Below are 23,804 nucleotides of genomic sequence, written 5' to 3' on the forward strand. Positions count from 1 at the left end.
CCCCGGGCCCGTACCTGGGGATGTGCGCGGCGGGCATGCTGTCCAGTGACGGTCGCTGCAAGACGATGGACGACGGGGCGAACGGATTCGTGCCGGGCGAGGGCGTGGGCGCGCTGGTGCTCAAGCGCCTGTCGGACGCGGAGGCGGCGGGCGATCCGATCCACGGGGTGATCCTGGGTTCGGGGATCAACCAGGACGGCAAGACCAACGGGATCACCGCGCCGAGCGCGGCGCGGCAGGCGGAGCTGCAGCGTGAGGTCTACGCGCGGCATGGGATCGATCCGGCGACGATCGGCTACGTGGAGATGCACGGCACGGGCACGAAGCTGGGCGACCCGATCGAGCTGGAAGCATTGCGCAGTGTGTACGAGGCGGCCGGCGTGGGTCGGCAACGCTGCGTGCTGGGTTCGGTCAAGAGCAACATCGGCCACACCTCGGCGGCGGCGGGTGTGGCGGGCGTGCACAAGGTGCTGCTGGGCCTGCGACATGGCGAACTGGTGCCGAGCCTGCACTTCACGACGCCGAACGAGCACTTCGATTTCGCCACCTCGCCGTTCCGGGTGGGCACCGCGCGGGAAGCCTGGGCGCGCATCGACGGTGCGCCGCGTCGCGCGGCGGTCAGTTCGTTCGGCTACAGCGGCACCAACGCGCATCTCGTGATCGAGGAATACGTCGACACCCGTCGCCCGGCGATGCACGGTCAGGCGCCGCGCGGAGCGTCCTCGCTGTTCGTGCTGTCGGCGCGCAGCGAAGAGCGCCTGCGCGTGCAGGCCGCTCGCATGCTCGACTGGATGGACGCCCACGAGACGCTGGACGTGGATGCGTTCACGCACACGCTGCAGGCCGGCCGCGAGGCGATGGAACATCGGATCGCGTGCGCATTCGAAAGCGTAAGCGCGTTGCGTGCCACGTTGCGCGCGTTCGTCGCCAGCGAGCGCCATGTCGAGGGCCTGCACCAGGGCGAGGTGCGCCGCCATCGCGAGACCGTGGCCGCCTTCGCCGCCGACGACGACCTGCACGGCGCGGTCGCCGCGTGGATCGCCAAGGGCAAGTACGACACGCTGCTCGACTTGTGGGTCAAGGGACTCGTGGTGGATTGGGCTGCAATGCGTGGCGAACCCGCGCCGACGCGGCTCTCGCTGCCGGGCTATCCGTTCGCCGCCGAGCGGCATTGGCTGGTCGATCCGACCAACCCGCTACCGCCCATCGATCCCTTGCCGACCGACGACGTCGCATCGGCACGTCCGCTGCTGCTGACACCGGACTGGGTGCCGTTCACGGCGGCCCCGACGACGGCGCAGGCCGAGGGCGAGCGCTGGGTGTTGCTGGCCGGCTGGCCGGTGGGTACGTCGGCGACGGCGCTGGCGGCGCAGCTGCCGGCGGCGCGGGTCGAGGTGCTGGCGGCGGACGACGGCACCTCGCTCGAGACGCGCGTGGCGTGGGCGGGCTGGCAATTGCTGGAGCGGGTCCAGGCATGGTTGCGCACGACGCCGGGCACGGGCCTGCACGTGCAGGTGGTGGTCCCGGCGGCGGCGCCGGTGTTCCAGGCCTTGAGCGGCTTGCTGAAGACGGCGCGACTGGAGCAGCCGCGCCTGCGCGGCCAGGTGCTGGGCGTGGCCGCGCTGGACGACGCTTCGCAGGTGGCGGCGTGCCTGGCCCTGGCGGCGCGGGGCGAGGCGGCGGAGCTGCGCTTCGACGGCGAGGTGGCGCAGGCGCGGAGCTACCGGCCGCTGGCCGGCCCGGCGACCGGCGACGGCCCGTGGAAGCGCGACGGGGTGTATCTGATCACCGGCGGCGGCGGTGGCGTGGGCCAGTTGTTCGCCCGGGAGATCGGTGCGCGGGCGGCGGGGGCGACAGTGGTGCTGAGCGGGCGCTCGGCACCGTCTGCGGCGGTGGAGGCGACGCTGTCGTCGCTGCGCGCGGCGGGCCTGCACGTGGCCTACGAGCGCGCCGACGTGACCGATGAGGCAAGCGTGGGGCAACTGGTGGCAACGATCCGTGCGCGCCACGGCCGGCTGGACGGGGTGCTGCACGCGGCGGGCGTACTGTCCGACGGGTTCCTGCTGAAGAAGCGCGAGGCCGACTACGCGGCGGTCCTGGCGCCGAAGGTGCGCGGCACGGTGTTGCTGGACCGGGCCACGCGCGAGCTGCCGCTGGATTGCTTCGTGCTGTTCTCCTCGGCGACGGGGGCGCACGGCAACGTGGGGCAGGGCGATTACGCGCTGGCCAACGCGTTCATGGATGCGTACGCGCAGGAGCGCTCGGCGGCGGTGGCCCGGGGCGAGGCGCACGGGCACACGCTGTCGGTGGGCTGGCCGCTGTGGGAGGAGGGCGGCATGCGGGTGGACGCGTTGCGCCACGAGGAGCTGCGCGTATCGGGGATCGAGGCGATGCCGACGGCGGCGGCGATGACGGCGTTCGCGCAGGCCTATGCGAGCGGCCAGGCGCAGGTGCAGGTGCTGTACGGCGCCACGCGCCCGGCGCAGTCGCCGTCGGTACCGCCCTCGACATCGACATCGGCATCGACATCGGTCGCGGCACCGGCGGCGACGCTGGGCCCGCGCGTGCTCGCGCGGGTGCAGGCGCTGTTCGCCGCGGCGACCAAGCTGAGCGCATCGCGGATCGACGTGGACGAGCCGCTGGAGAGCTACGGCATCGATTCGATCATGGTCATGCAGTTGAACGCGCGTTTGGCGACCGTGTTCGGCGAGGTCTCCAAGACCCTGTTCTACGAGTACCCGACCCTGGCCGGCGTGGCCGCGCACCTGATCGCCAGCGACCCGGCGGCGTGCGCGCGCTGGACCGGCGACGCGACCCCGGTCGCTCCGGGCGCCGACCATGAACCTCGGCCAGCGCCGACTCCGTCTCCTGCGCCACGCCCCGCGCCCGCCGAGCGGGCGATCGCTATCGTTGGCCTGAGCGGCCGCTACGCCGGCGCGGCTGACCTGGATACGTTCTGGGACAACCTGGCCGCCGGTCGCGACGCGATCGGCGAGATTCCCGCCGAGCGCTGGTCGCTGGACGGCTTCCACGAGCCGGACATGGAGCGGGCGATCGCCACCGGCCGCAGCTACAGCAAGTGGGGCGGCTTCCTCGACGGCTTCGCCGAGTTCGACGCGCGGTTCTTCAACATCTCGCCACGCGAGGCGATGAATCTCGACCCACAGGAGCGGATCTTCCTGCAGGCCTGCTGGGCGGCGATGGAACACGCCGGCTACACGCGCGAGCGCTTCGCCCGCGCCCACGACCGCCGGGTCGGCGTATTCGCCGGAATCACCAAGACCGGCTTCGACCTGTACGGTCCGGCGCTGTGGCAGCGCGGCGAGACGGTGGCGCCGTGGACCTCGTTCGGCTCGCTGGCCAACCGGGTGTCCTACGCGCTGAACCTGCAGGGCCCGAGCATGCCGGTGGACACGATGTGCTCCTCGTCGCTGACCGCGATCCACGAGGCGTGCGAGCACCTGCTGCGCGACGACTGCGAGATGGCCTTCGCCGGCGGGGTGAACCTGTACCTGCACCCGGCCAACTACGCGATGATGTGCAGCAGCCGCATGCTCTCGGCGAGCGGGCGCTGCCACAGCTTTGGCGCCGACGGCGACGGCTTCGTCCCGGGCGAGGGGGTGGGCGTGGCGCTGCTCAAGCCGCTGGCCCGGGCCGAGGCCGACGGCGACGCGATCCACGGGGTGATCCGCGCCACGGCGATCAACCACGACGGCAAGACCAACGGCTACACGGTGCCCAACCCGCTGGCCCAGCGCGACCTGATCGCCACGGCATTGGCCCGGGCCGGGATACCGGCGCGGGCGGTGAGCTACGTGGAGGCGCACGGCACGGGCACGCAGCTGGGCGATCCGATCGAGATCACCGGGCTGACCCAGGCTTTCGCCACGGACGACCGGCAGTTCTGCGCGATCGGTTCGGCCAAGTCGAACATCGGCCACTGCGAGAGCGCGGCGGGGATCGCCGGGCTGACCAAGGTGCTGCTGCAGATGCGTCACGGGCAGCTGGTGCCGAGCCTGCATGCGGCGACGACGAACCCGAACATCGATTTCGCGGCCACGCCGTTCCGGGTGCAGCGCACGCTGGCCGATTGGCCGCGTCCGCGGCTGACGGTGGACGGGCAGGAGCGGGAATACCCACGAGTGGCGGGAATCTCCTCGTTCGGCGCCGGGGGCGCGAACGCGCACGTGATCGTCGAGGAATACGTGGCGGCGGCGGTCGCGCCGACCGCAGTGACGCCATCGCGGCCGGCGGTGGTGGTGCTGTCGGCACGCACCGACCAGGCGCTGCGCGAGCGGGCGGCGCAGCTACTGGCGGCGTGCGATCGCGAGGGTTGGACGGACGCGGACCTGGCCGAGGTGGCGTACACCCTGCAGGTGGGCCGCGAGGCGATGGAACACCGGCTGGGCTTCACCGCCGTCTCGATGGCCGCGCTGCGCGCGACGCTGGAACGCTTTCTGGCCGGCGAGGCCGGCGAGCCCGATGCGGAAGGCGAGGTGCTGCACCACGGCGAGGTCAAGGCGCACAAGGACGCGCTGGCGATCTTCAGCGCCGACGAGGAGCTGGGCGAGGCGGTGGCCAAGTGGCTGGCCCGCGGCAAGTACGCCAAGGTGCTGGAGCTGTGGGCCAAGGGCCTGGCCGTCGACTGGCGCGAACTGCACGTCGGTATGTCGCCGCGCATCCGCCCGCTGCCCACCTATCCCTTCGCGCGAGAGCGGCACTGGTTCGGCACCATCGAGGATCCCACCGGCATGCATGCCGCGGCGGCCGCACCCCGTGTCCCGGCGCCGGATCGCGATGCGAAGGAAGCGTTCGCGCCCGTGCGCAAGACCTCAGGAAAACCCGCCGTGGCGTTGCGCACGCTTTCCGGTGGCACGAGCGGCACGGTGAACGCGAGCGTCGTCATCGCGCCGACGCCGACGGACACCGTCGCAGCACCCGTGGTCAAGACGGTCGCGCCACCGCCGGCATCCCCACCCGTAACCACGGCCGACCTGCCTTCGCCCGAAGCCATCGCCGCGGTGCTGACCGAGACGCTGGCGAAGGCCTTGTTCATTGAGGAGGCGAACATCGGGCGCGACGACATTTTCGTCGAACTGGGCCTGGATTCGATCATCGGCGTGGAATGGACTCACGTGATCAACCGTCACTTCGGCCTGAGCCTGCCGGCCACTCGTCTCTACGACTACCCGACGATCGCCGAATTGACCGCCTACTTGCGCGATGCCTTGCGCGAGCAGGGCGCGCCGGCGCAGGACGCCGCCATCGACCGTTCGTCCCCGCCGTCACCCGTCGATCCCGATCCGGTACCGCCCGCGCCGGTATCCCGGGCGAACGAGGCCCCGGACTTATCGGCCGACGCGTCGGCGGCCTCGGTCTCTGTGGAAAACGCGTTCGATCCGCCGTCGCTGCGCCAGGGCATCGCGATCATCGGCATGTCGGGCCGGTTCCCTCGCGCGGCCACCGCGGAGGCGTTCTGGGAGAACATCGCGTCGGGCCGGGACTGCGTCGGCGACGTCCCCGTGGAGCGCTGGCGGATCGACGATTTCTTCGCGCCCGGCGGCGACGAGGTCGGCACGACATACTGCCGCGCGATGGGGGCCATCGACGACGTGGCCCAGTTCGACCCGCAGTTCTTCGGCATCGCGCCGGCCGAGGCGAAGATCATGGATCCGCAGCAACGTGTGTTTCTACAAGCCTGCTGGGAGTGCATCGAGGACGCCGCGGTGGATCCGTCGACGCTTTCCGGCAGCCGCACCGCCGTGTTCGCGGGCTGCGGCTCGGGCGATTACGGCATGGGCGGCGACGCCGCCTCGGCACAGGGACTGATCGGCGGCAGCTCGTCGATCCTTGCCGCGCGCATCTCGTATTTCCTCGACCTGAAAGGCCCGTGCCTGGCCATCGACACGGCCTGCTCATCGTCGCTTGTCGCCATCGCAAGCGCCTGCGACAGCCTGTTGCTCGGCCAGGCCGACCTCGCGCTCGCCGGTGGCGTCTGCGTCCTCTGCGGACCGGCGATCCATCTCACCACATCGCACGCGGGCATGCTCTCGCATTCGGGCCGTTGCGCCGCGTTCGACCAGACGGCCGATGGCTTCGTTCCCGCCGAAGGCGTCGGTGTGGTCCTGCTCAAGCGGTTGGAAGACGCTCGGCGTGATCGCGACAATATTCTCGGCGTGCTTCGCGGATGGGGCGTGAACCAGGACGGAAAGACCAACGGCATCACCGCGCCAAGCGTGAAATCACAGATCGCGCTCGAGCGCGAGGTGCACGAGCGCTTCGGCATTGACCCGCGCACGATCACCCTCGTGGAGGCCCACGGCACCGGTACGAAACTGGGCGACCCCATCGAGGTGGAAGCGCTTGTGCACGCATTCCGGGCCGCACATCCGAAGGAGCCCTGCGAAACGCCTTACTGCGCCCTGGGCTCGGTGAAGAGCAACATCGGCCACGCGCTCACAGCAGCGGCCGTGGCAAGCGTGATCAAGGTGCTGCTCGCCATGCGGCACCGCAAACTGCCGCCCACGCTGCACTTCGACCGATTGAACGAACACATTGAACTGCGGGGCACGCCGTTCTACGTGAACACGCAACTGCGCGACTGGAAGACACCGCCGGGCGTGCCGCGCACGGCGGCGGTGAATTCGTTCGGCTTCAGCGGCACCAACGCGCATTGCGTGATCGAGCAGGCGCCACCCGTGGCCGTCCGGCCAGTCGCGCGGCCGGCCCATCTGGTGGTGCTGTCGGCGAGAACGCCCGAGCAGTTGAAGGAACAGGCTCATCGTCTGGCCGTCCACCTGGAAACGCACGAAGTCGAACTCGCCGATGTCGCCTATACCCTCATGAAAGGGCGCAAGCATTTCGGCCACCGCCTCGCGTTCGTGGCGGCCAACGTGCGTGAGCTCGGCGCGAGACTGCGGTCATGGGCGATGGAAGGCGCGGCGGAGGGCATCGTCGCGGGCATCGTCGAAAACCCGGTCATCGACGAGGCGTCCCTGGCGCGCGCCATGGCGTGCATCGCGCACGCCGCGCAGGTGCCCGCGCCGAAGGATTACCTCGATGACCTGGCGACGATTGCCAGCTTATACGTCGCGGGACGCCGGCTCGACTACGCGGCACTGTTCGTGGCGGACGCATGCCGCCGTATCCCGCTGCCGACATATCCCTTCGCCTGCGAGACGTACTGGTTGCAGACGCCCACCGTCGCCGCGCCACTGGATGACATCGTCGACGCGGTGATGCGCGGGACGCTGGACGTCGACAGCGCCGCGGCGCGCGTGCGGCACGTGTCCGGCACCGACCGGGACGACCGGCCGGTCGAGGACGAGGTGACCTAAGTGAGCGACTCCATCGAATACATCCTGGGTGAACTCAAGGCGGGGCGACTGTCCAGGGACGCGGCGCTCGAACGCCTGAAGCAGGTTTCGAGGGGCAGCATGCCGACGCAGCGGGCGGCGCCCGGTCTGCTTATCCTGCGGGAAGCGTGGGTGCCCGCGCGGACGATCGGAGCCACGCCGGCGGACCTGCGGCGGATCGTCTGCATCGTCGCCGCAGGATTCCACGACGGTGCGCGGGCAGCCTTCGCCGACGCGGCACCGCACGTCGAGGTACGTTTCGTCATGATCGACGACCTCTCCGCCGGATTGACGGTAGCGTGGTCGGATCTGGCGGGCCAGGTGGATGCGCTGGTGTATCTCGGGCACCCGCTGGAGCCGGTCGATGCCGAAGCGGTGCATGGACCACTCGACTTGCTGCGCGCCCTGCACGCGTTGCGCCTTCGCTGCCCACGGCTGCTGCTGTGCGCGACGTATGCCGACGCGATCGGTCGTTGCCATGCTGAATCGTGGATCGGCATCGAGCGCACGCTGCGCGTGATCCAGTCCGACATGGCCTGCGCGGTGATGATCTCGGACGCGGGGGCGAAGGGCCCCCAGGCCTGGAAGACCGCTTTTTTTCCCGCGATGATCGGCGAACTCTTCGCGTCCGAACTGCGAAACACCTGTCATTCCGGCGATGTCCGCTACGTGTCCAGCGTGGCCGATGTCGATGCATCTTCGAACGACGTACTCGACGCTCGTGGGCGCACATTCCTGATCACCGGCGGACTCGGCGCGCTCGGGATGCGCTTCGCCGCGCACCTGTCGCGCGCGGGCGCGGAGCACGTCGTGCTCGCCGGCCGTCGTCCCCATGCAGCCGATGTCGCGGCACGGCTGGCAGCACTGCGACGCGCGGGCCACTGCGTGGACTACCTGTCCATGGACGTGGCCGACGCGGCACAGGTGGCACAGGGTATGCGACAGATCCGTGTGAGCTTCGGCGACCTGCACGGCGTGATCCACGCGGCCGGCATCGAAGCGCGCGATACGCTCTTCGACCGGTCGGCCGCGCAGGCGCGCGAGGTGATGCGGCCGAAGGTTCAGGGTACGCTCGTGCTCGACGAGGTCCTGCGCAGTGGCGACGAAACGGCCTTCCTGTGCTGCTTCGCCTCGGCGGCGGCTACGCTTGGCGACTTCGGCAGTTTCGACTACGCCGTGGCCAACCGTTTCCAGATGGCGTACGCGGAACACCTGGGCAGCGTGTCCCATCGGCGTGTGTCGTCGATCGGCTGGCCCTTCTGGGACGGCGACGGGATGGGCAGCGACGACGATCCGCAACGCACGCACCTCTACCTGGAAGGCGCTGGCATGCGGGCGCTCGGCGAAGTGCAGGGCATGCCGATTTTCGATCGGCTCGTGACGGCGCGGGGCGCCGCCACGGTGCTGTACGGGGACGACGCGCGACTGCGCGCACGCGTGGAGGCGGCGGTCGGTCGGATCGCCGCGACACCCGTCGTGGAACCTTCGTTGCCCGCGGCACGCGGCGCGTTGCGTGGATTTACCCTCGAACAATGCGTGGCATGGGAACTGACCGACCACGTCGCCGGGCTGCTCGAACTGGCCCGCGAACGGATCGAACCGAATCGCAACCTCACGGAGTTCGGCTTCGACTCGATGACGTTGACGCGGCTGGCCCGTCGCGTATCGACCCACTACGCCATCGAGCTGTCGCCCGCGATCTTTTTCAGCCAGCCGACCATCCGGCACGTGGCGGCCTATCTGCTGAAGCACTACGAAACACGTCTGCGCCAGGTCTACGGCGACCGCGACCTGCCGTCGCCGACTGAACCGCCGGCAGCTCCTATCCCGGCCGCCCCGGCGCCGGCGACGGCCGTTCCGGCGGAACGCGCACCGATGGACGAGCACATCGCGATCGTCGGCATGAGCGGCCGATTTCCACAGGCGCGCGACATCGACGAGCTCTGGCGCATCCTCGTGGAAGGCCGCGACGTGGTCACGGATATTCCGCTGGACCGTTTCGACTGGCGCGGGCACTTCGGCGAAGGACGGCGCGAAGGTGTGCCGGCCATGGCGAGCAAGTGGCTCGGGGCCATGCCGGGCATCGACGAGTTCGATCCGCTGTTCTTCGAGATATCGCCCCGTGACGCCGCGGCCATGGACCCCAGGCAGCGCCTGCTGCTGCAGGAGGCGTGGCATGCGCTGGAAGACGCCGGCTACGGCGATGCCCAGTTCGCGCGGGACCGGGTCGGCATGTTCGTGGGCGTCGAGCAGGGCGACTACCAGTTACTCGCGGGTGCCAAGGCCAGTCTCACCGGCAACCATGACGGCATCCTGGCGTCACGGCTTTCGTACTCGCTCGACCTGCACGGCCCGGCCATGGCCATCAACGCGTCGTGTGCCTCTGGCCTCGTGGCCGCTCACCAGGCCTGCGTGAGCCTGCGCGCAGGCGACTGCGATGCCGCCGTCGCGGCGGCCGTGAACCTCGTGCTGACGCCTCACCCGTACATCGGGATGAGCGCCGCGGGCATGCTGTCGACGGACGGCCGCTGTTTCGCGTTCGATCGACGCGCCAATGGCATGGTGCCAGCGGAAGCGGTGGTCGCCCTCGTCTTCAAGCGGCTGTCGGACGCACGCGCCGCCGACGACGTCGTGCACGCGATCATCGTCGCCAGCGGCATCAACTACGACGGCAAGACGCAAGGCATCACGGCACCCAACGGTGCCGCGCAGGCGGCGCTCATCCGCCAGACCCTCGCTCGTGCGGACGCGGTTCCGGCGGACGTGGACTACGTGGTGACCCACGGTACCGGTACGCGACTGGGCGATCCGGTGGAAGTCGCCGCGCTCGACGAGGTGTTCAACGACGGACGCACGCCGCCGGGTCACTGCGCACTGACGTCGACCAAGAGCAATCTCGGCCACAGCTTTGCGGCATCCGGCCTGGTCAGCCTGGTCAGCCTGGTGCTGGCGATGCGCCACGAAACGATCCCCGCGAGCCTGCACTGCGAAGAGCCGAGCGACTACGTCGATTGGTCGCGCAGCGCGTTTCGGGTCAATCGCGAAAACACGCCGTGGCCACGACGCATGGACCGGCGCAGGCTCGGCGCCGTCAGCGCGTTCGGGATGAGCGGCACCAATGCGCACGTGCTGGTCCAGGAAGGCGGCGCGGAGGGCGATGTCGTTTCGGCCCATGCCCCGGCTTTCCTGCTTGCCGTTTCCGCCGCAACGGACGCTGCGCTGTCGCATCGCCTCGGCGATCTCGCGGCGATGTTGCGCGACCCGTCATGGGACGCCGCACGGCTCGACGCGCTCAGCCACACGCTCCTGCGGCACCGCCGCCATTTCGCCCATCGCTGCGCTATCGTGGCGGAAGACCCGGCACAGGCGTTGTCGCTCATCGAAGCCGCGCAGGCAGGTTCGCGTTCGCACGCGGTGGCCAGGGGACGCGTGACCGGCGATTTCGTCGAGCGACCCTCGCTGCGCTCGTACGCAACGACCGTAGCCGCCAGGCTGGCCTCGCAGGCATCCGACAGGGCTGCCTATCGCGAGTCGCTGGCGACCATGGGCGACCTCTACTGCCAGGGATACGATGTGTCCTTGAACGAGCCTGCCGGTGCGCGAACACCGCGGAGACTGCGACTTCCCGCGTATCCGTTCAGCCGCCAGCGCTACTGGCTCGACGACGTGGTGCCGGACGAAACCAGACAGGTATCCGACTTCGTTCCGGCCAGCGTCCCGGCATCGTCGATGTCGATCGGCATGCAATACGTGCTGCCGCACTGGGAGCCGGTTGCGGCCGGCCTCCTCGTCGACGATCCGGCCAACGCGTTCACCTGCCCGAGCCTTCGTCCGCTGGTCATCGGCGCCGACGACGCCACGGGCGACGCCATACGCGGCCATTACCCGTCGGCGCGCTTTGCCGGCGTCGACGCGCGCGACGATATCGCCAGCCTCGCCCGCAAGCTCGCCGACGTGAACGACTTCGACCACGTCATCTGGATCGCCCCGCCGTCGCGGCCCGCGCTCGACAGGGAGCTGATCGGCCTGCAGGAGGACGGCGTACTCTACGTCTTCCGGCTGCTCAAGGCGTTGCTCGCGCTCGACCACGGCACGCGTCCGCTGGCATGGACGATCGTCACGTTCCAGGCGTTGCACGTGCACGAGGGCGAAGCGATCGCACCGGCGCATGCGGGTGTGCACGGCCTGGCCGGTTCGTTGGCGAAGGAATTTCCGCATTGGTCGCTGCGCTTGCTGGATTGCGCGGATGACGCGTCATGGGCGGGTCGCGATTGGTCTTCCGTGCCGGCCGACGCTCGTGCCCATCCCTGGGCGTGGCGCGACGGCGTCTGGTTCCGGCGGCACCTGGTGCGCATCCGCTCCCGGCACGACGTGGCCCCTGCGCGCGAGGAAGGACGCGTCTACGTCGTGATCGGCGGAGCGGGGCACATCGGCAAGGCATGGACCGAACACATGATCCGTCGCGAGCGGGCGAAGGTCGTCTGGATCGGGCGCCGTCCGCTCGACGAGCGCATCCAGGCGGACATCGATCGCCTGGCGACGCTGGGACCCGCACCCGCCTACGTCGCCGCCGATGCGACGGATCCGGCGTCGCTCGAACGCGCGCGTGCGCGGATCCGCGACGATTACGCGTGCATCGACGGCCTCGTGCTGTCGACCCTCCTGCTGGATCCGCGGGCGCTGGCCGATACCGAGGAAGGCCACGTACGGGCGGCGCTTCGCGCGAAGGTCGACGTCGCCATCCATGCGATGGACGTGTTCGGCGGCGAGTCGGTGCGCGAGGTCGTGTTCTTCTCCTCGATGATCGCGTTCATCCGTACGCCGCTGCACGCGGGCTATGCCGCGGCCTGCACGTTCTCCGACGCGTATGCGCGATGGCTTCGGCAACGGGCCGGCGCGTCCGTGCCTGTGGTAAAAACGATGAATTGGGGATTCTGGGATCGAGTGGAAAACGTCGAACTCGACGGCTTCGCGCACATGGCGAAGATGGGTATCGGACTCATCGGCGCCGCCGAGGCAATGGATGCGCTGGATCGCCTGCTCGACGGCCCGCTCGATCAGATGGGTATCGTCAAGACGGAAAAGCCGGTGCTCGTCGAAGGCGTGAGTGCGCAGGGCGAGATCACGGTGCAGGTCGGAGCGGCCATGCCCGACATGGCACGTCTGCGGGAGCGGGTGGGGCGCCTGGCCACCCTGGGGCAAGACGACGCGACACGAGGGAGCACCACATGAGGTCTGCGGTATCCGGGCAGCTCAACGCGGCGATCGCCGAGATTGTCGTGGCCTACGTGGAACAGCGAGGCGAGGTCACGGCGGATGCGGTCCGCGACCCGGTCCGGGTACTCGACATCGGCGCCCGAGACGGTGAGGCGACCGCCGCGTTGCTTGAGCGGCTGCAGGCGCATGCGGCCGATATCGCCGACTTTCGCCTGGCCGATGCCGCCGAGACGGTGCGTTTCAGGGCCCGCGCTCCCTTCGTGTCGTTCGGCCACGCTGACGCGGCGCCGGCCGAGCCCTACGATCTCGTGGTCGTCCACCTGGCAACGGATACCGGGCAGGCAGCGATAGGCGCTCCGTGCCCTTGGAAAGCGATGCTTCGCCGCAACGGCCTGCTTGTGCTGCACGGGCGCCGCGAAGGCGATGCATGGTCGCGGCGACTCGCGGGCGAGGGTTTCCTCGATCTGTTCGTCGCCGCGGACGACGGCGACGGCGACGTCGTGGTCGGTCGAAGCGACGGGCGGGTGTTCACCACGCCACGTCGCGACGCCTCCTCGCCGTCCGGCGTCGAAGGCGCGCGGCTCGGCGGCGACGCCCTCGCGGTCCATCGCGTCCATGTCGCGCGCACGGTGCTCGGCGCCCTTTGCAAGGTGCTTCGCCTGGACACCGACGAGGTCGATCTCGGGGCCGCCTTCGCCGACTACGGGCTGGATTCGATCGTGGGCGTCGAATTCGTCGACGCGATCAATGCGGCGTTGTCGCTCGGACTCGACACCACGGTCATCTTCGACCACAGTTCGGTGAACCAGTTGACCGGGCATATCCTCGCGAACGCTCCCGACGCGGGGTCGGTCGCATCCGCGCCGGATCCCACGGGCACGAGCCGGTCGGTCGCGGCGTCGTCGTCCGGCGACGTGACCGTCGTGGCCCGCAAGGGACCGATCGCCATCGTGGGGATGTCGGGACGGTTCGCGCATTCGGACGACCTCGACGCGCTCTGGCGTCACCTCGCCGCCGGCGACGACTTGGTGGAAACGTCCTCGCGCTGGGGCGACGCCCTCGTCGCGGCGTCGGCGCAGGGTAGCTTCCTCGACGGCATCGACGAGTTCGACGCGTTGTTCTTCAACATCTCGGGCGTCGAAGCCCGCTACATGGATCCCAAGCAGCGGCTGTTCCTGCAGGAATGCTGGCGGGCGCTGGAGGACGGCGGCTATGCCGGCGCCGACATCCAGGAAAAATCGTGCGGCGTCTACGTCGGCTGCGAGCCGGGCGATTACGGCCTACTGTTCGATGCCAGCGCGCCGGCACAGGCCATGTGGGGCAACGCCTCATCGATCCTCGCCTCGCGCATCGCCTATCACCTCGACCTGCAAGGAGCGGCGATCGCGGTCGACACCGCTTGCTCGAGCGCCCTCGTGGCCGTCCACCTGGCCTGCCAGGCGCTGTGGAACGGTGAGCTGGACCTGGCCATCGCCGGTGGCGTGGCGATCGGTTGCGCACCGGCGACCTACGGCGGACCGGGTGCGGCCGGCATGCTTTCCGCCGGGGGTCGCTGCTATACCTTCGATGACCGCGCCGACGGTTTCGTCCCGGGCGAAGGCGTCGGCGCCGTGCTGCTTCGCCGGCTCGAAGATGCGCTGCGCGACGGCGACGTCATCCACGGCGTGATCCGCGGCTCGGGCATCAACCAGGACGGTGCAACCAACGGCATCACGGCGCCGAGCGCGCGTTCGCAGGAGCGCCTGCACAGCCAGGTCTACGACACCTTCGGCATCGATCCGGACGGCATCGACATGGTGGAGGCGCATGGCACCGCCACCAGGTTGGGCGACCCGATCGAAGTCGGTGCGCTGACGCGCGCCTTCCGACGGCACACGGCGCGGCGCGGATACTGTGCGATCGGCTCGATCAAGACCAACCTCGGCCACGCCCTCGCCGCATCGGGCATCGCTGGGCTGTTCAAGGTGCTTCTGTCGATGCGCCATCGCCAGATGCCGCCCTCGCTGCACTTCCGCGTCTGCAATCCACGCATCGACCTGGACGACAGTCCGTTCTTCGTCAACACGTCGCTGCGCGACTGGCCTGCCCGCACCGACGCCGCCGGGGCCTCGCGGCCCCGCCGGGCGGCGGTCAGCGCTTTCGGCATGAGCGGCACCAACGCGCACCTGGTGATCGAGGAAGCGCCGGTGCGCGCGCGCGCGGCGGTGACGCGGCCGGCGCATCTGGTGGTGCTGTCCGCGCGCAGCGCGGCGCAGCTGCGCACGCAGGCGCAGCGCCTGGCGGCGTGGCTGGCGGAGGATCGTGGGCACGCGCTGGCTGACGTGAGTCACACGCTGTTGACGGGCCGGCGGCACTTCGCCCATCGGCTGGCCTGCGTGAGCGAGGACATCGACGGGCTGGGCCGGCAGTTGGCCGGCTGGCTGGCCGGGGAAGCCGGCGCGGTGCGCGCGGGCGAGATCCGCGAGCGGGGCGTGCCCGAGGGCGGGCCGCACGGCGCGGAAGGCGAGGCCTGCCTGGCTGCGTGCGCGACGCTGCCGGTGACGGACGCGACGGCGTACCGGCAGCGGCTGGAGCGGTTGGCCGAACTGTTCGTGCAGGGCGAGCCGCTGGACTACGGGCGGCTGTTCGCCGGTGGTGGGTATGCGCGGGTGCCGTTGCCGACCTATCCGTTCGCGCGCTCGCGCTACTGGGTGCCCTCGGCGCCGATACCGGCCGGGGAGATCACGGAGCCCATGGAGCCGATGGCACCGACGCGGAACGCGGGAACGGATGAACGGATGAACGAGACGTGCGAGGCGGCGCCGGCGTTCCCGTTGAGCGGTGCACTGACCCTGGTGCCGGGCTGGGCGCCGATCGCGACGGTCGAGGTGCCGGTGGCGCGCGCGCGGCACGACGGCACGGGCTGGGCGATCGTCGAGGACGACCCGGCGCGGCAGGCCCGCTGGCGGGCGCGGTATCCGGCCGCCGAGGTGCTGGCGGCGGCCGCGGTGCCGTTGCGGCGCGCGGCGCTGGCCGGGATCGCGCACTGGTTCTGGCCGCTGCCGTCGGCGCGGGAGTCGGTGACGGGGGCGGCGATCGTGGCCGGCCAGGCGGCGGGGGTGATGCCTGGCCTGGCGCTGTTGCAGGCCTTCGCGGCGGCGGCCGCACCGCTGTCGCTGACGGTACTGACCCGGCGCAGCCAGCCGGTGCTGGCCGGCGAGGCGATCGATCCCACGCACGCAAGCGTGTGGGGTCTGGTGGGCAGCGCGGCGAAGGAGCATCCGGCATGGCGGCTGCGGCTGTTCGACCTGGAGGATGAGATCGACGAGGTAGGCGAAGCGGACGCGACCGAGGTGGCGCCGCCCTCGCTGGAGGCCTGCTTGGCCTGGCCGGCGGATGCCGACGGCAACGGCCGGGCGCAGCGGGACGGGCGCTGGTACCGGCCGGTCTGCGTGCCCTGCGCGCTGCCCGTGGCGTCGGCACCGGCGTTCCGTATCGGTGGGGTCTACGCGATCGTCGGGGGCGCGGGCGAGTTGGGCCAGGTGCTCAGCGAGCACCTGGTGCGCCAGTACGGCGCGCGGGTGGTCTGGCTGGGCCGGCGGGCGGAGGACGCGACGATCCAGGCGCGTCGCACGCGTCTGGCGGCCTGGGGCGAGGCGCCCACGTACCTGTCGGTGGACGCGCGCGACGTGGCGGCGATGGGCCGGGTGCGCGAGGCGATCCTGGCCCGGCACGGGGTGATCCACGGGGTGATTCACGCGACCCTGGCGATGGGCGGTAGCGACCTGGCGCACATGGACACGGCGCGCTTCGAGGCCGGCCTGTCGGCGAAGGTGGCCGCGACGGTGGGCGTGGTCGAGGCGTTCGCCGGGCACGTGACGGACGCGATGGTGTTCTTCTCCTCGATCCAGGCCCTGGAGAAGACCCGCCGGCAGAGCAACTACGCGGCCGGCAGCACGTTCCTGGACGCCTACGTGGCCTCGCGCTCGGCGACGCTGGGCTGCGCGGTGCGGGTGATCGACTGGGGGTATTGGGCGAGCACGGCCACGGCCGGAGCGCTGGAGAGCTTCCGCCACTGGCTGACCGAGGCGGGGATGGACACGATCGCCCCGGCCGAGGGCCTGGCGGTGCTGGAGCGGGTGCTGGCCAGCCCGCTGGAACGGGTGGCGTACCTGCGCACCACCCGCGCGGGGGCGTTGCAGGGGGTGCGGCTGGGCACGGGGCAGGTCACGGTGGATGCCTCGGCGCCGCCGCTGGCCGAGGCGCTGGCCGACTTCGTGCCGCCGGCGTATGCCGGCCCGGCGCCGACGGCGGCCACGCAGGCGCGGGCGCAGGCCCTGCACGCGCTGTTGCTGGAGGTGCTGGTGCAGCGCCTGCGCGAGCTGGGTCCGGCGGCGCCGTGCGCGTCGTTGGCGGCGTGGAAGGCGGGCGCGGCGCTCGCCCCGGCGTACACGCGCTGGTGGGCACAGACCGAGCGGCTGTTGCGTGCGCACTGGGGCGACGAGGCGGCGGTGCTGTCGGCGTTGCAGGGCCCGGCCGACGCCACGGTGGCGCCGCGCTGGGCGACCTGGGTAGCGGCCGGCGGGGAGGACGCGGCGTCCCTGGCGCTGGTCGACGCCACGCAGGCGGCGCTGCCGGCGATCCTGCGCGGCGAGCAGGCGGCGACGGCGGTGGTGTTCCCGCAGGCGACGCTGCAGCGGGTGGAGGGGATGTACCGGGGCAACCCGCTGACCGACCACTGCAACACGGTGGTGGCGCAGGCGCTGGTCCATTACCTGCGCGCGCGCCTGGCGCAGGACCCGGCCACGCGGCTGCGCGTGCTGGAGGTGGGCGCGGGTACCGGCGGGACCAGCGCGGTGGTCTTCGCCGCGCTGGGCGCGTACGCCGCGCACGTGGCCGAGTACGCCTACACCGACCTGTCCAAGGCATTCCTGCATCACGCCCAGGCGCAATACGCGCCGCACGTGCCGTACCTGCGCGGGCAGGTGTTCGACCTGGAGAAGGCGCCCGCGGCGCAGGGCGTGGAAGAGCACGGCTACGACGTGGTGATCGCGACCAACGTGGTCCATGCCACGCGCGACATCCGCCAGGCGCTGGGCCACGTCAAGGCAGTGCTAAAGGGGCAGGGGATCCTGCTGCTGAACGAGCTGAGCAGCAACAGCGTGCTAGGCCACCTGACCTTCGGCCTGCTGGAGGGCTGGTGGCGCTTCGAGGACGCGGCGCTGCGCGAACCGGGCTCGCCGCTGCTGGCTCCGGCGCGCTGGGCGCGGGCGCTGCACGCGGAAGGCTACGCGCCGGTGCGCTTCCTCACCCCCGAGTTGCACGCCGGCACGCAGGTGATCACCGCGGTCAGCGACGGCGTGGTCCTGCGTAGCGACGCGGCGGTCGTGACCGACAGCGCGCCGGCGACGGCGGTTGCCACGCCGGCGGCGGACCTCGCGCCGGCCATCACCCCGGCCACCGCGCCGGTGAACACGGCACGCCTGCAGGCGCACGTGCGCCAGGTGGTCCTGGAGACGCTGTCCGAGGCGCTGATGGTGGAGATGGCCGCGATCCATCCAGACGAATCGTTCGCCGAGTACGGCCTGGACTCGCTGCTGGGCGTGCGCACGGTAGAGGCGATCAACGCCACCCTGGGCACCACGCTGACCAGCACCAGCGTGTTCGACTTCAGCACGGTCAACAAGCTCACCGCCCACCTGGTCCAGCGCTACCGCGACACCCTCGCCGCCGCGCTCGACGGCACCCCGCCGGCGGCCGAGACACCGGCACCGGCACCCACCCCGGTAACGGCAACGACACCGGCACCCACGGCGACAACGACGTCGACACCGGTCGCACTGCCTTCCGCGCTCGCCCCGATCGCAATCGTCGGCCTGAGCGGGCGCTACCCGCGCTCGCCCGACGTGGCGACCCTGTGGACCCACCTGGCCGCCGGCGACGACCTGACCGAGCCGGTCACCCGCTGGGACATGCCGGCGATCCTGGGCGACACGGCGTACTGCCCGCGCGGCGGCTTCCTCGACGGCATCGCCCACTTCGATGCGCGGTTCTTCAACATCTCCGGCCTGGAAGCCACCCACATGGACCCGCAGCAGCGGCTGTTCCTGGAGGAGGCCTGGAAAGCACTGGAGGAAGCCGGCCACGTCGGCGCCTCGATCGCCGGCCAGCGCTGCGGCGTCTACGCCGGCTACAACGGCGGCGACTACCACCTCCTGCCGGCCGGCCCGCTGCCCGCCCAGGCGATGTGGGGCAAGGCCACCTCGCTGGTCTCCGCGCGCATCGCCTATCACCTGGACCTGCAGGGCCCAGCGATCACCGTCGACACCGCCTGTTCCAGCTCGCTGGTGGCCATGCACCTGGCCTGCCAGGCGCTGCGCGCCGGCGAGGTCGACCTGGCCCTGGCCGGCGGCGTCTTCGTCCAGTCCACCCCCGGCCTGTACCTGGGCGGCGAGCGCGCCGGCATGCTCTCGGCCAGCGGCCGCTGCCACACCTTCGACGACCGCGCCGACGGCTTCGTGCCCGGCGAGGGCGTGGGCGTGGTGGTGCTCAAGCGGCTGGACGACGCCCTGGCCGACGGCGACCACCTGCATGGGGTGATCCGCGGCAGCGGGATCAACCAGGACGGCGCGACCAACGGCATCACCGCGCCCAGCGCGGTCTCCCAGGAGCGCCTGGAGCGCGAGGTCTATGAGCGCTTCGGCATCAACGCCGACGGCATCCAACTGGTCGAGGCGCATGGCACCGGGACCAAGCTCGGCGATCCGATCGAGTTCCATGCCCTGACCCGCGCCTTCCGCCAGGACAGCGCCCGCCAGGGCTACTGCGCGATCGGCTCGATCAAGACCAACCTGGGCCACACCACCGCCGCCTCCGGCGTGGCCGGCGTGCTCAAGGTGCTGCTGTGCCTGCGCCACGCACAGATCGCCCCGTCGCTGCATTACGGCCAGCCCAACCGGCACATCGACTTCGCCGACAGCCCCTTCTACCTGCCCACCGCGCTGCGCCCGTGGACGGTCGCCCCCGGGCAGGTCCGCCGCGCCGCGGTCAGCTCGTTCGGTCTCAGCGGCACCAACGCGCACATGGTGATCGAGCAGGCCCCGGCGCACGCCCGCACCACGGCGCCGCGGCCCGGCTACCTGTGGGCGCTCTCCGCGCGCAGCGAGGCGCAACTCCGCCAGCAGGTCGAACGCCTGCTCGCCCACCTCGATGCCGAACCTGCCATCGACTGCGGCAACGTCAGTTACACCTTGCTGATGGGGCGAAAGCACTTCGAACACCGGCTGGCCTGCGTGGGCGGAAGCCTGGAAGAACTCGTCCAACGCCTGGGCAAATGGCTCGCTCGCGGCAAAGCGCCCCAGGTTCACGTCTCGCGCGGCCTGGAACTGCAGGGCGGAGGCGAGGTGGCACTGCGCCGATACGGCGAGCAATGCATGGCGGAATGTCTGCCGACCCTGGCCACCGACGACTACCTGGAACGCCTGGCCGCGATCGCCGAACTGCACGCCCAGGGTTACGACCTCGACTTCGCCCCGCTGTTCGCCTCCCAGCCCCATGGTCGCCTGTCGCTGCCGACGTACCCGTTCGCACCGACGCCGTATTGGGTAGAGGCACCGGGTACGCCGCCATTGGCGGCGAAGGCCGAGGAGGCCGAGGAAGCCGAGGCGCCGGAGGCGCTGAGCTTCCAGGAACGCTGGGAGCCGGCGGCGGCACCGACGGCCACGACGCCGCGACGGCTGCTGGTGATCGGCACGGACGCGGCGGTGGCGACGGCGGCGGCCACGGCGCTGGGCGCGGCACAGGCGGACGCGCGGATCGAGGCGGTGGCCGGCGAGGCCGTGGCCGCGGCGATCGAGACCGCGGTGCCCTGGGAGGGCATCGTCTACGCCGGGGCCTGGGCCGGGCCGGCGGATGCGGCGCAGGGCACGGCCATGTACGCGGCGGTGCAGGCGCTGGCGGCCGCGGGGGTGACGACGGGCCACCTGGTGCTGTGCGCGGCCTACGCGGACGGTCCGTCGCGGGCGCATGCCGAATCATGGATCGGGCTGGAGCGCTCGCTGGGCGTGCTGGTGCCCGACTGGACGGTGACGGTGCTGGTCGGCGAGGGCACGGCGGCGGCGTCCGCCTCCGACTGGGCGGCGCGGGTATGGACCGAGCTGGCCGGTGGGGACGGCGGGGCGGTGCATCGCGCCGGCGCGGTGCGCGAGCGCTTGCGGATGGTGGCCCATGCGCTGTCGGCCCCGGTACCGACGTTACGTCAGGGCGGGGTGTACTGGATCACTGGCGGCGCGGGCGGACTGGGCCTGCACGTGGCGCGCCGCCTGCGCGAGCGCTACGCGGCGAAGCTGGTGCTCAGCGGCCGACGTGCGCTGGACGAGGCGACGCGGGCGACGCTGGTGGCGGCGCTGGGCCAGACCGACTGGCTCTACGTGGCCGCGGACGTGGCCGACGCGGCAGCGATGGACGCCGGGGTGGCCGAGGCGGTGGCGCGATGGGGCGCGATCGAGGGAGTGGTGCACGCGGCCGGGGTGCTGGATCCGGCGCCGTTGACAGCGAAGACGGCCTCGGCGCTGGCCGGGGTGCTGGCCGCGAAGGTGGACGGCAGCGCGGTCCTGGACACGGTGATGGCCGGGCAGCCGCTGGCGTTTGTGTGCTACTTCAGTTCCAGCGCGGCGGTGTTGGGGGACTTCGGCGGTGGCGACTACGCGATGGGCAACCGCTTCCAGATGGCCTGGGCGCAGTGGGTGGAGGCGCCGGGCGCGGCGCGGCGGGTAGCGATCAACTGGCCGTTGTGGGCCGAAGGCGGGATGCGCGCGGGCGCGGCCGAGCACACGCGGCTGTACCTGCGCAGCAGCGGCCAGGTGGCGTTGCCGGTGGCGGCGGGGCTGGCGTTCTTCGAGCAGGCGCTGGGCCAGCCATCGGGGGCGTACCTGCTGATGCACGGCCAGCGGGCGCGGATCGAGGCGATCCTGCGCGGGCGCGGGGCCGGCAGCAGGGCCGCAGCTCCGCCGACGGGGGGTGCGGCGTCGGCCGCGTCGGCACGGCGGCCGGAGTTGCGCGGGCTGACGGTGGAAGGGTGCCTGCACTGGGAGCTCAAGCAACAGGTCAGCGAGTTGCTGAAGCTGCCGCGCGCGCAGATCCGGGTGCAGGACAACCTGGCCGATTTCGGTTTCGATTCGATCAGCCTGGCGCAATGGGCAAGGCAACTATCGGCGCACTACGGGGTGACGCTGACCCCGGCGCTGTTCTTCAGCCACGCCACGCTGGAGCAGGTGGGCGGTTATCTGTGGCGCGAGCACCGCGCGGCGGTGGAAGCACGCTACGCGACGGTCGAGGCCGTTGAGCCGATTGAGACGGACACGGTGGCGACCGCGTCCATGGTCCCGGCGGCCCCGGCATCGGCGACCGCGCCGGCCGAGACGGCCGAGACGGCCGAGCTGGCGCCGGCGGCGATCGCGATCGTGGGCCTGAGCGGGCGTTTTCCGCAGGCGCGCAACGTGGCGGCGATGTGGCGGGTGCTGGCCGAGGGCCGCGAGGTGGTGGAAGAGATCGCACTGGAACGCTTCGACTGGCGGGAAGGCTTCGCCCAGGGGCTGCTAGCGAGCAAGTGGCTGGGGGCGATGCCGGGGGTGGAGGAGTTCGACCCGGCGTTCTTCGAGATCTCCCCGCGCGAGGCGCAGGGCATGGACCCACGCCAGCGGCTGCTGCTGCAGGAGGCGTGGAACGCGCTGGAGGACGCCGGCCACGGCCCGTTGCAATTGGCCACGCGCTCGGTGGGGACGTTCGTGGGGGTAGAGCAGGGCGAGTACCAGTCGCTGGTCGGCGCGCAGGGCACGCTGACCGGCACGCACGACGCGGTCCTGGCGGCGCGGCTGGCCTACGTACTGAACCTGCAAGGCCCGTCGATGGCGCTGAACACCTCGTGCTCGTCGGGTCTGGTGGCGTTGCACCAGGCGTGCCTGAGCCTGCGCGCGGGGGAATGCGACACGGCGATCGCGGCGGCGGCAAGCCTGTCGCTGACCGCGCAGGCCTACGTGGGGATGAGCCAGGCGGGGATGCTCTCGCCGGACGGGCGCTGCTACGCGTTCGACCAGCGGGCCAACGGGATGGTGCCGGGGGAGGCGGTGGTGGCGGTGGTGCTGCGCCGGCTGGAGCGGGCGCGGGCCGAGGGCGACCCGGTGTACGCGGTGATCCGGGCCAGCGGGACCAACTACGACGGCAAGACCAACGGGATCACCGCGCCCAACGGGGCGCGACAGGCGCAGCTGATCGCGCAGGTGTATCGGCAGGCCGGGGTGGCGGCGGCGGACATCGACTACGTGGTCACCCACGGCACCGGCACGCGGCTGGGCGACCCGGTAGAGATCGAAGCGCTGCGCGCGGTGTTCGGTGGGCGGCCGGCGGACCGCTCGCCCTGCGCGCTGACCTCGACCAAGGGCAACTTCGGGCACAGCTTCGCGGCCTCGGGGCTGGTCAGTCTGGTCGGCGCGGTGATGGCGCTGCGCCATGAGCAGATTCCGGCCAGTGTGAACGCCGAGCAGCCCAGCGACTACGTGGCCTGGCAGGACAGCGGGCTGGCGGTGAACACGTCGCCGCGGCCATGGCCGGCGGTGCCGGGACGGCCGCGGCGGGTGGGGGTGAGCGCGTTCGGGATGAGCGGCACCAACGCGCACGTGCTGCTGGAGGACGCCGTCCTGGCCGATCCGCCGGTGTGGGCGCGGCGCAGCGTGCCGCTGCTGCTGTCCGCGCGCAGCGCCGCGGCGCTGCGGCGGCGTTGCACGGCGCTGCGGGACACGCTGGCCGCGGGCGACTGGGACGCAGCGGCGCTGACCGCGATGAGCCACACACTGGCCTGCGGCCGGCATCACTTCGAACACCGCTGCGCGGTGGCGGTGGACGACCGCGAACACGCCCTGGACCGGCTGGACCGCCTGGCTGGCGGCGAGCGGCTGGCCGACGTCTTCCGCGGCGAGGCGCCGCGCGAGTTCGTCGGCCAGCCGGCCCAGCAACGTCACGCGCTGGCGCTGTTCGAGCGCCTCGAGACCGACCTGCCAGCCGCCGACGAGCGCGAGATCCTGCACGCCCTGGCCGACCTGCATTGCCAGGGCTACACGCTGCCCTGGGCGCGCCTGTTCGGCACGCCGCCACCGCGCCACATCCCCTTGCCGGGCTATCCCTTCGAGCGCGAACGGCACTGGGTCGACGGCCACGCAGCGGTCGGGACGGCCCCGTCGGCTCCCTCGATGCTCCATC

General features: G+C 71.3%; 3 protein-coding genes (2 of these 3 running past the window's edge). All 3 read left to right on the forward strand.

Annotation, left to right across the window (positions count from 1 at the left end; all coding sequences use genetic code 11):
• Tightly spaced (each overlapping or abutting the next), the 3 genes in view from AC1PLS_RS10860 to AC1PLS_RS10870 form a layout consistent with a single transcriptional unit that may run on beyond the window.
• Positions 1-7,337, forward strand: the end of a protein-coding gene (locus tag AC1PLS_RS10860) for an amino acid adenylation domain-containing protein (RefSeq protein ID WP_481103665.1). Its footprint begins 21,211 nt before the window's first position; 7,337 of the gene's 28,548 nt are visible here — the last part of the coding sequence; its start codon lies off the left edge, out of view; it ends in the stop codon at positions 7,335-7,337.
• Positions 7,338-12,587 (forward strand): SDR family NAD(P)-dependent oxidoreductase, encoded by a 5,250-nt coding sequence (locus tag AC1PLS_RS10865; RefSeq protein WP_481103666.1) that lies wholly within the window; start codon positions 7,338-7,340, stop codon positions 12,585-12,587.
• Positions 12,584-23,804, forward strand: partial view of an SDR family NAD(P)-dependent oxidoreductase gene (locus AC1PLS_RS10870; protein WP_481103667.1) — the 5' portion only. Its footprint extends 5,399 nt past the window's final position; only the first 11,221 of its 16,620 coding nucleotides appear in the window; its start codon is at positions 12,584-12,586; the stop codon falls past the right edge of the window. Before AC1PLS_RS10865 ends, AC1PLS_RS10870 begins: the two co-directional genes overlap by 4 nt.

The sequence above is a fragment of the Xanthomonas sp. NCPPB 3218 genome (assembly GCF_056725185.1).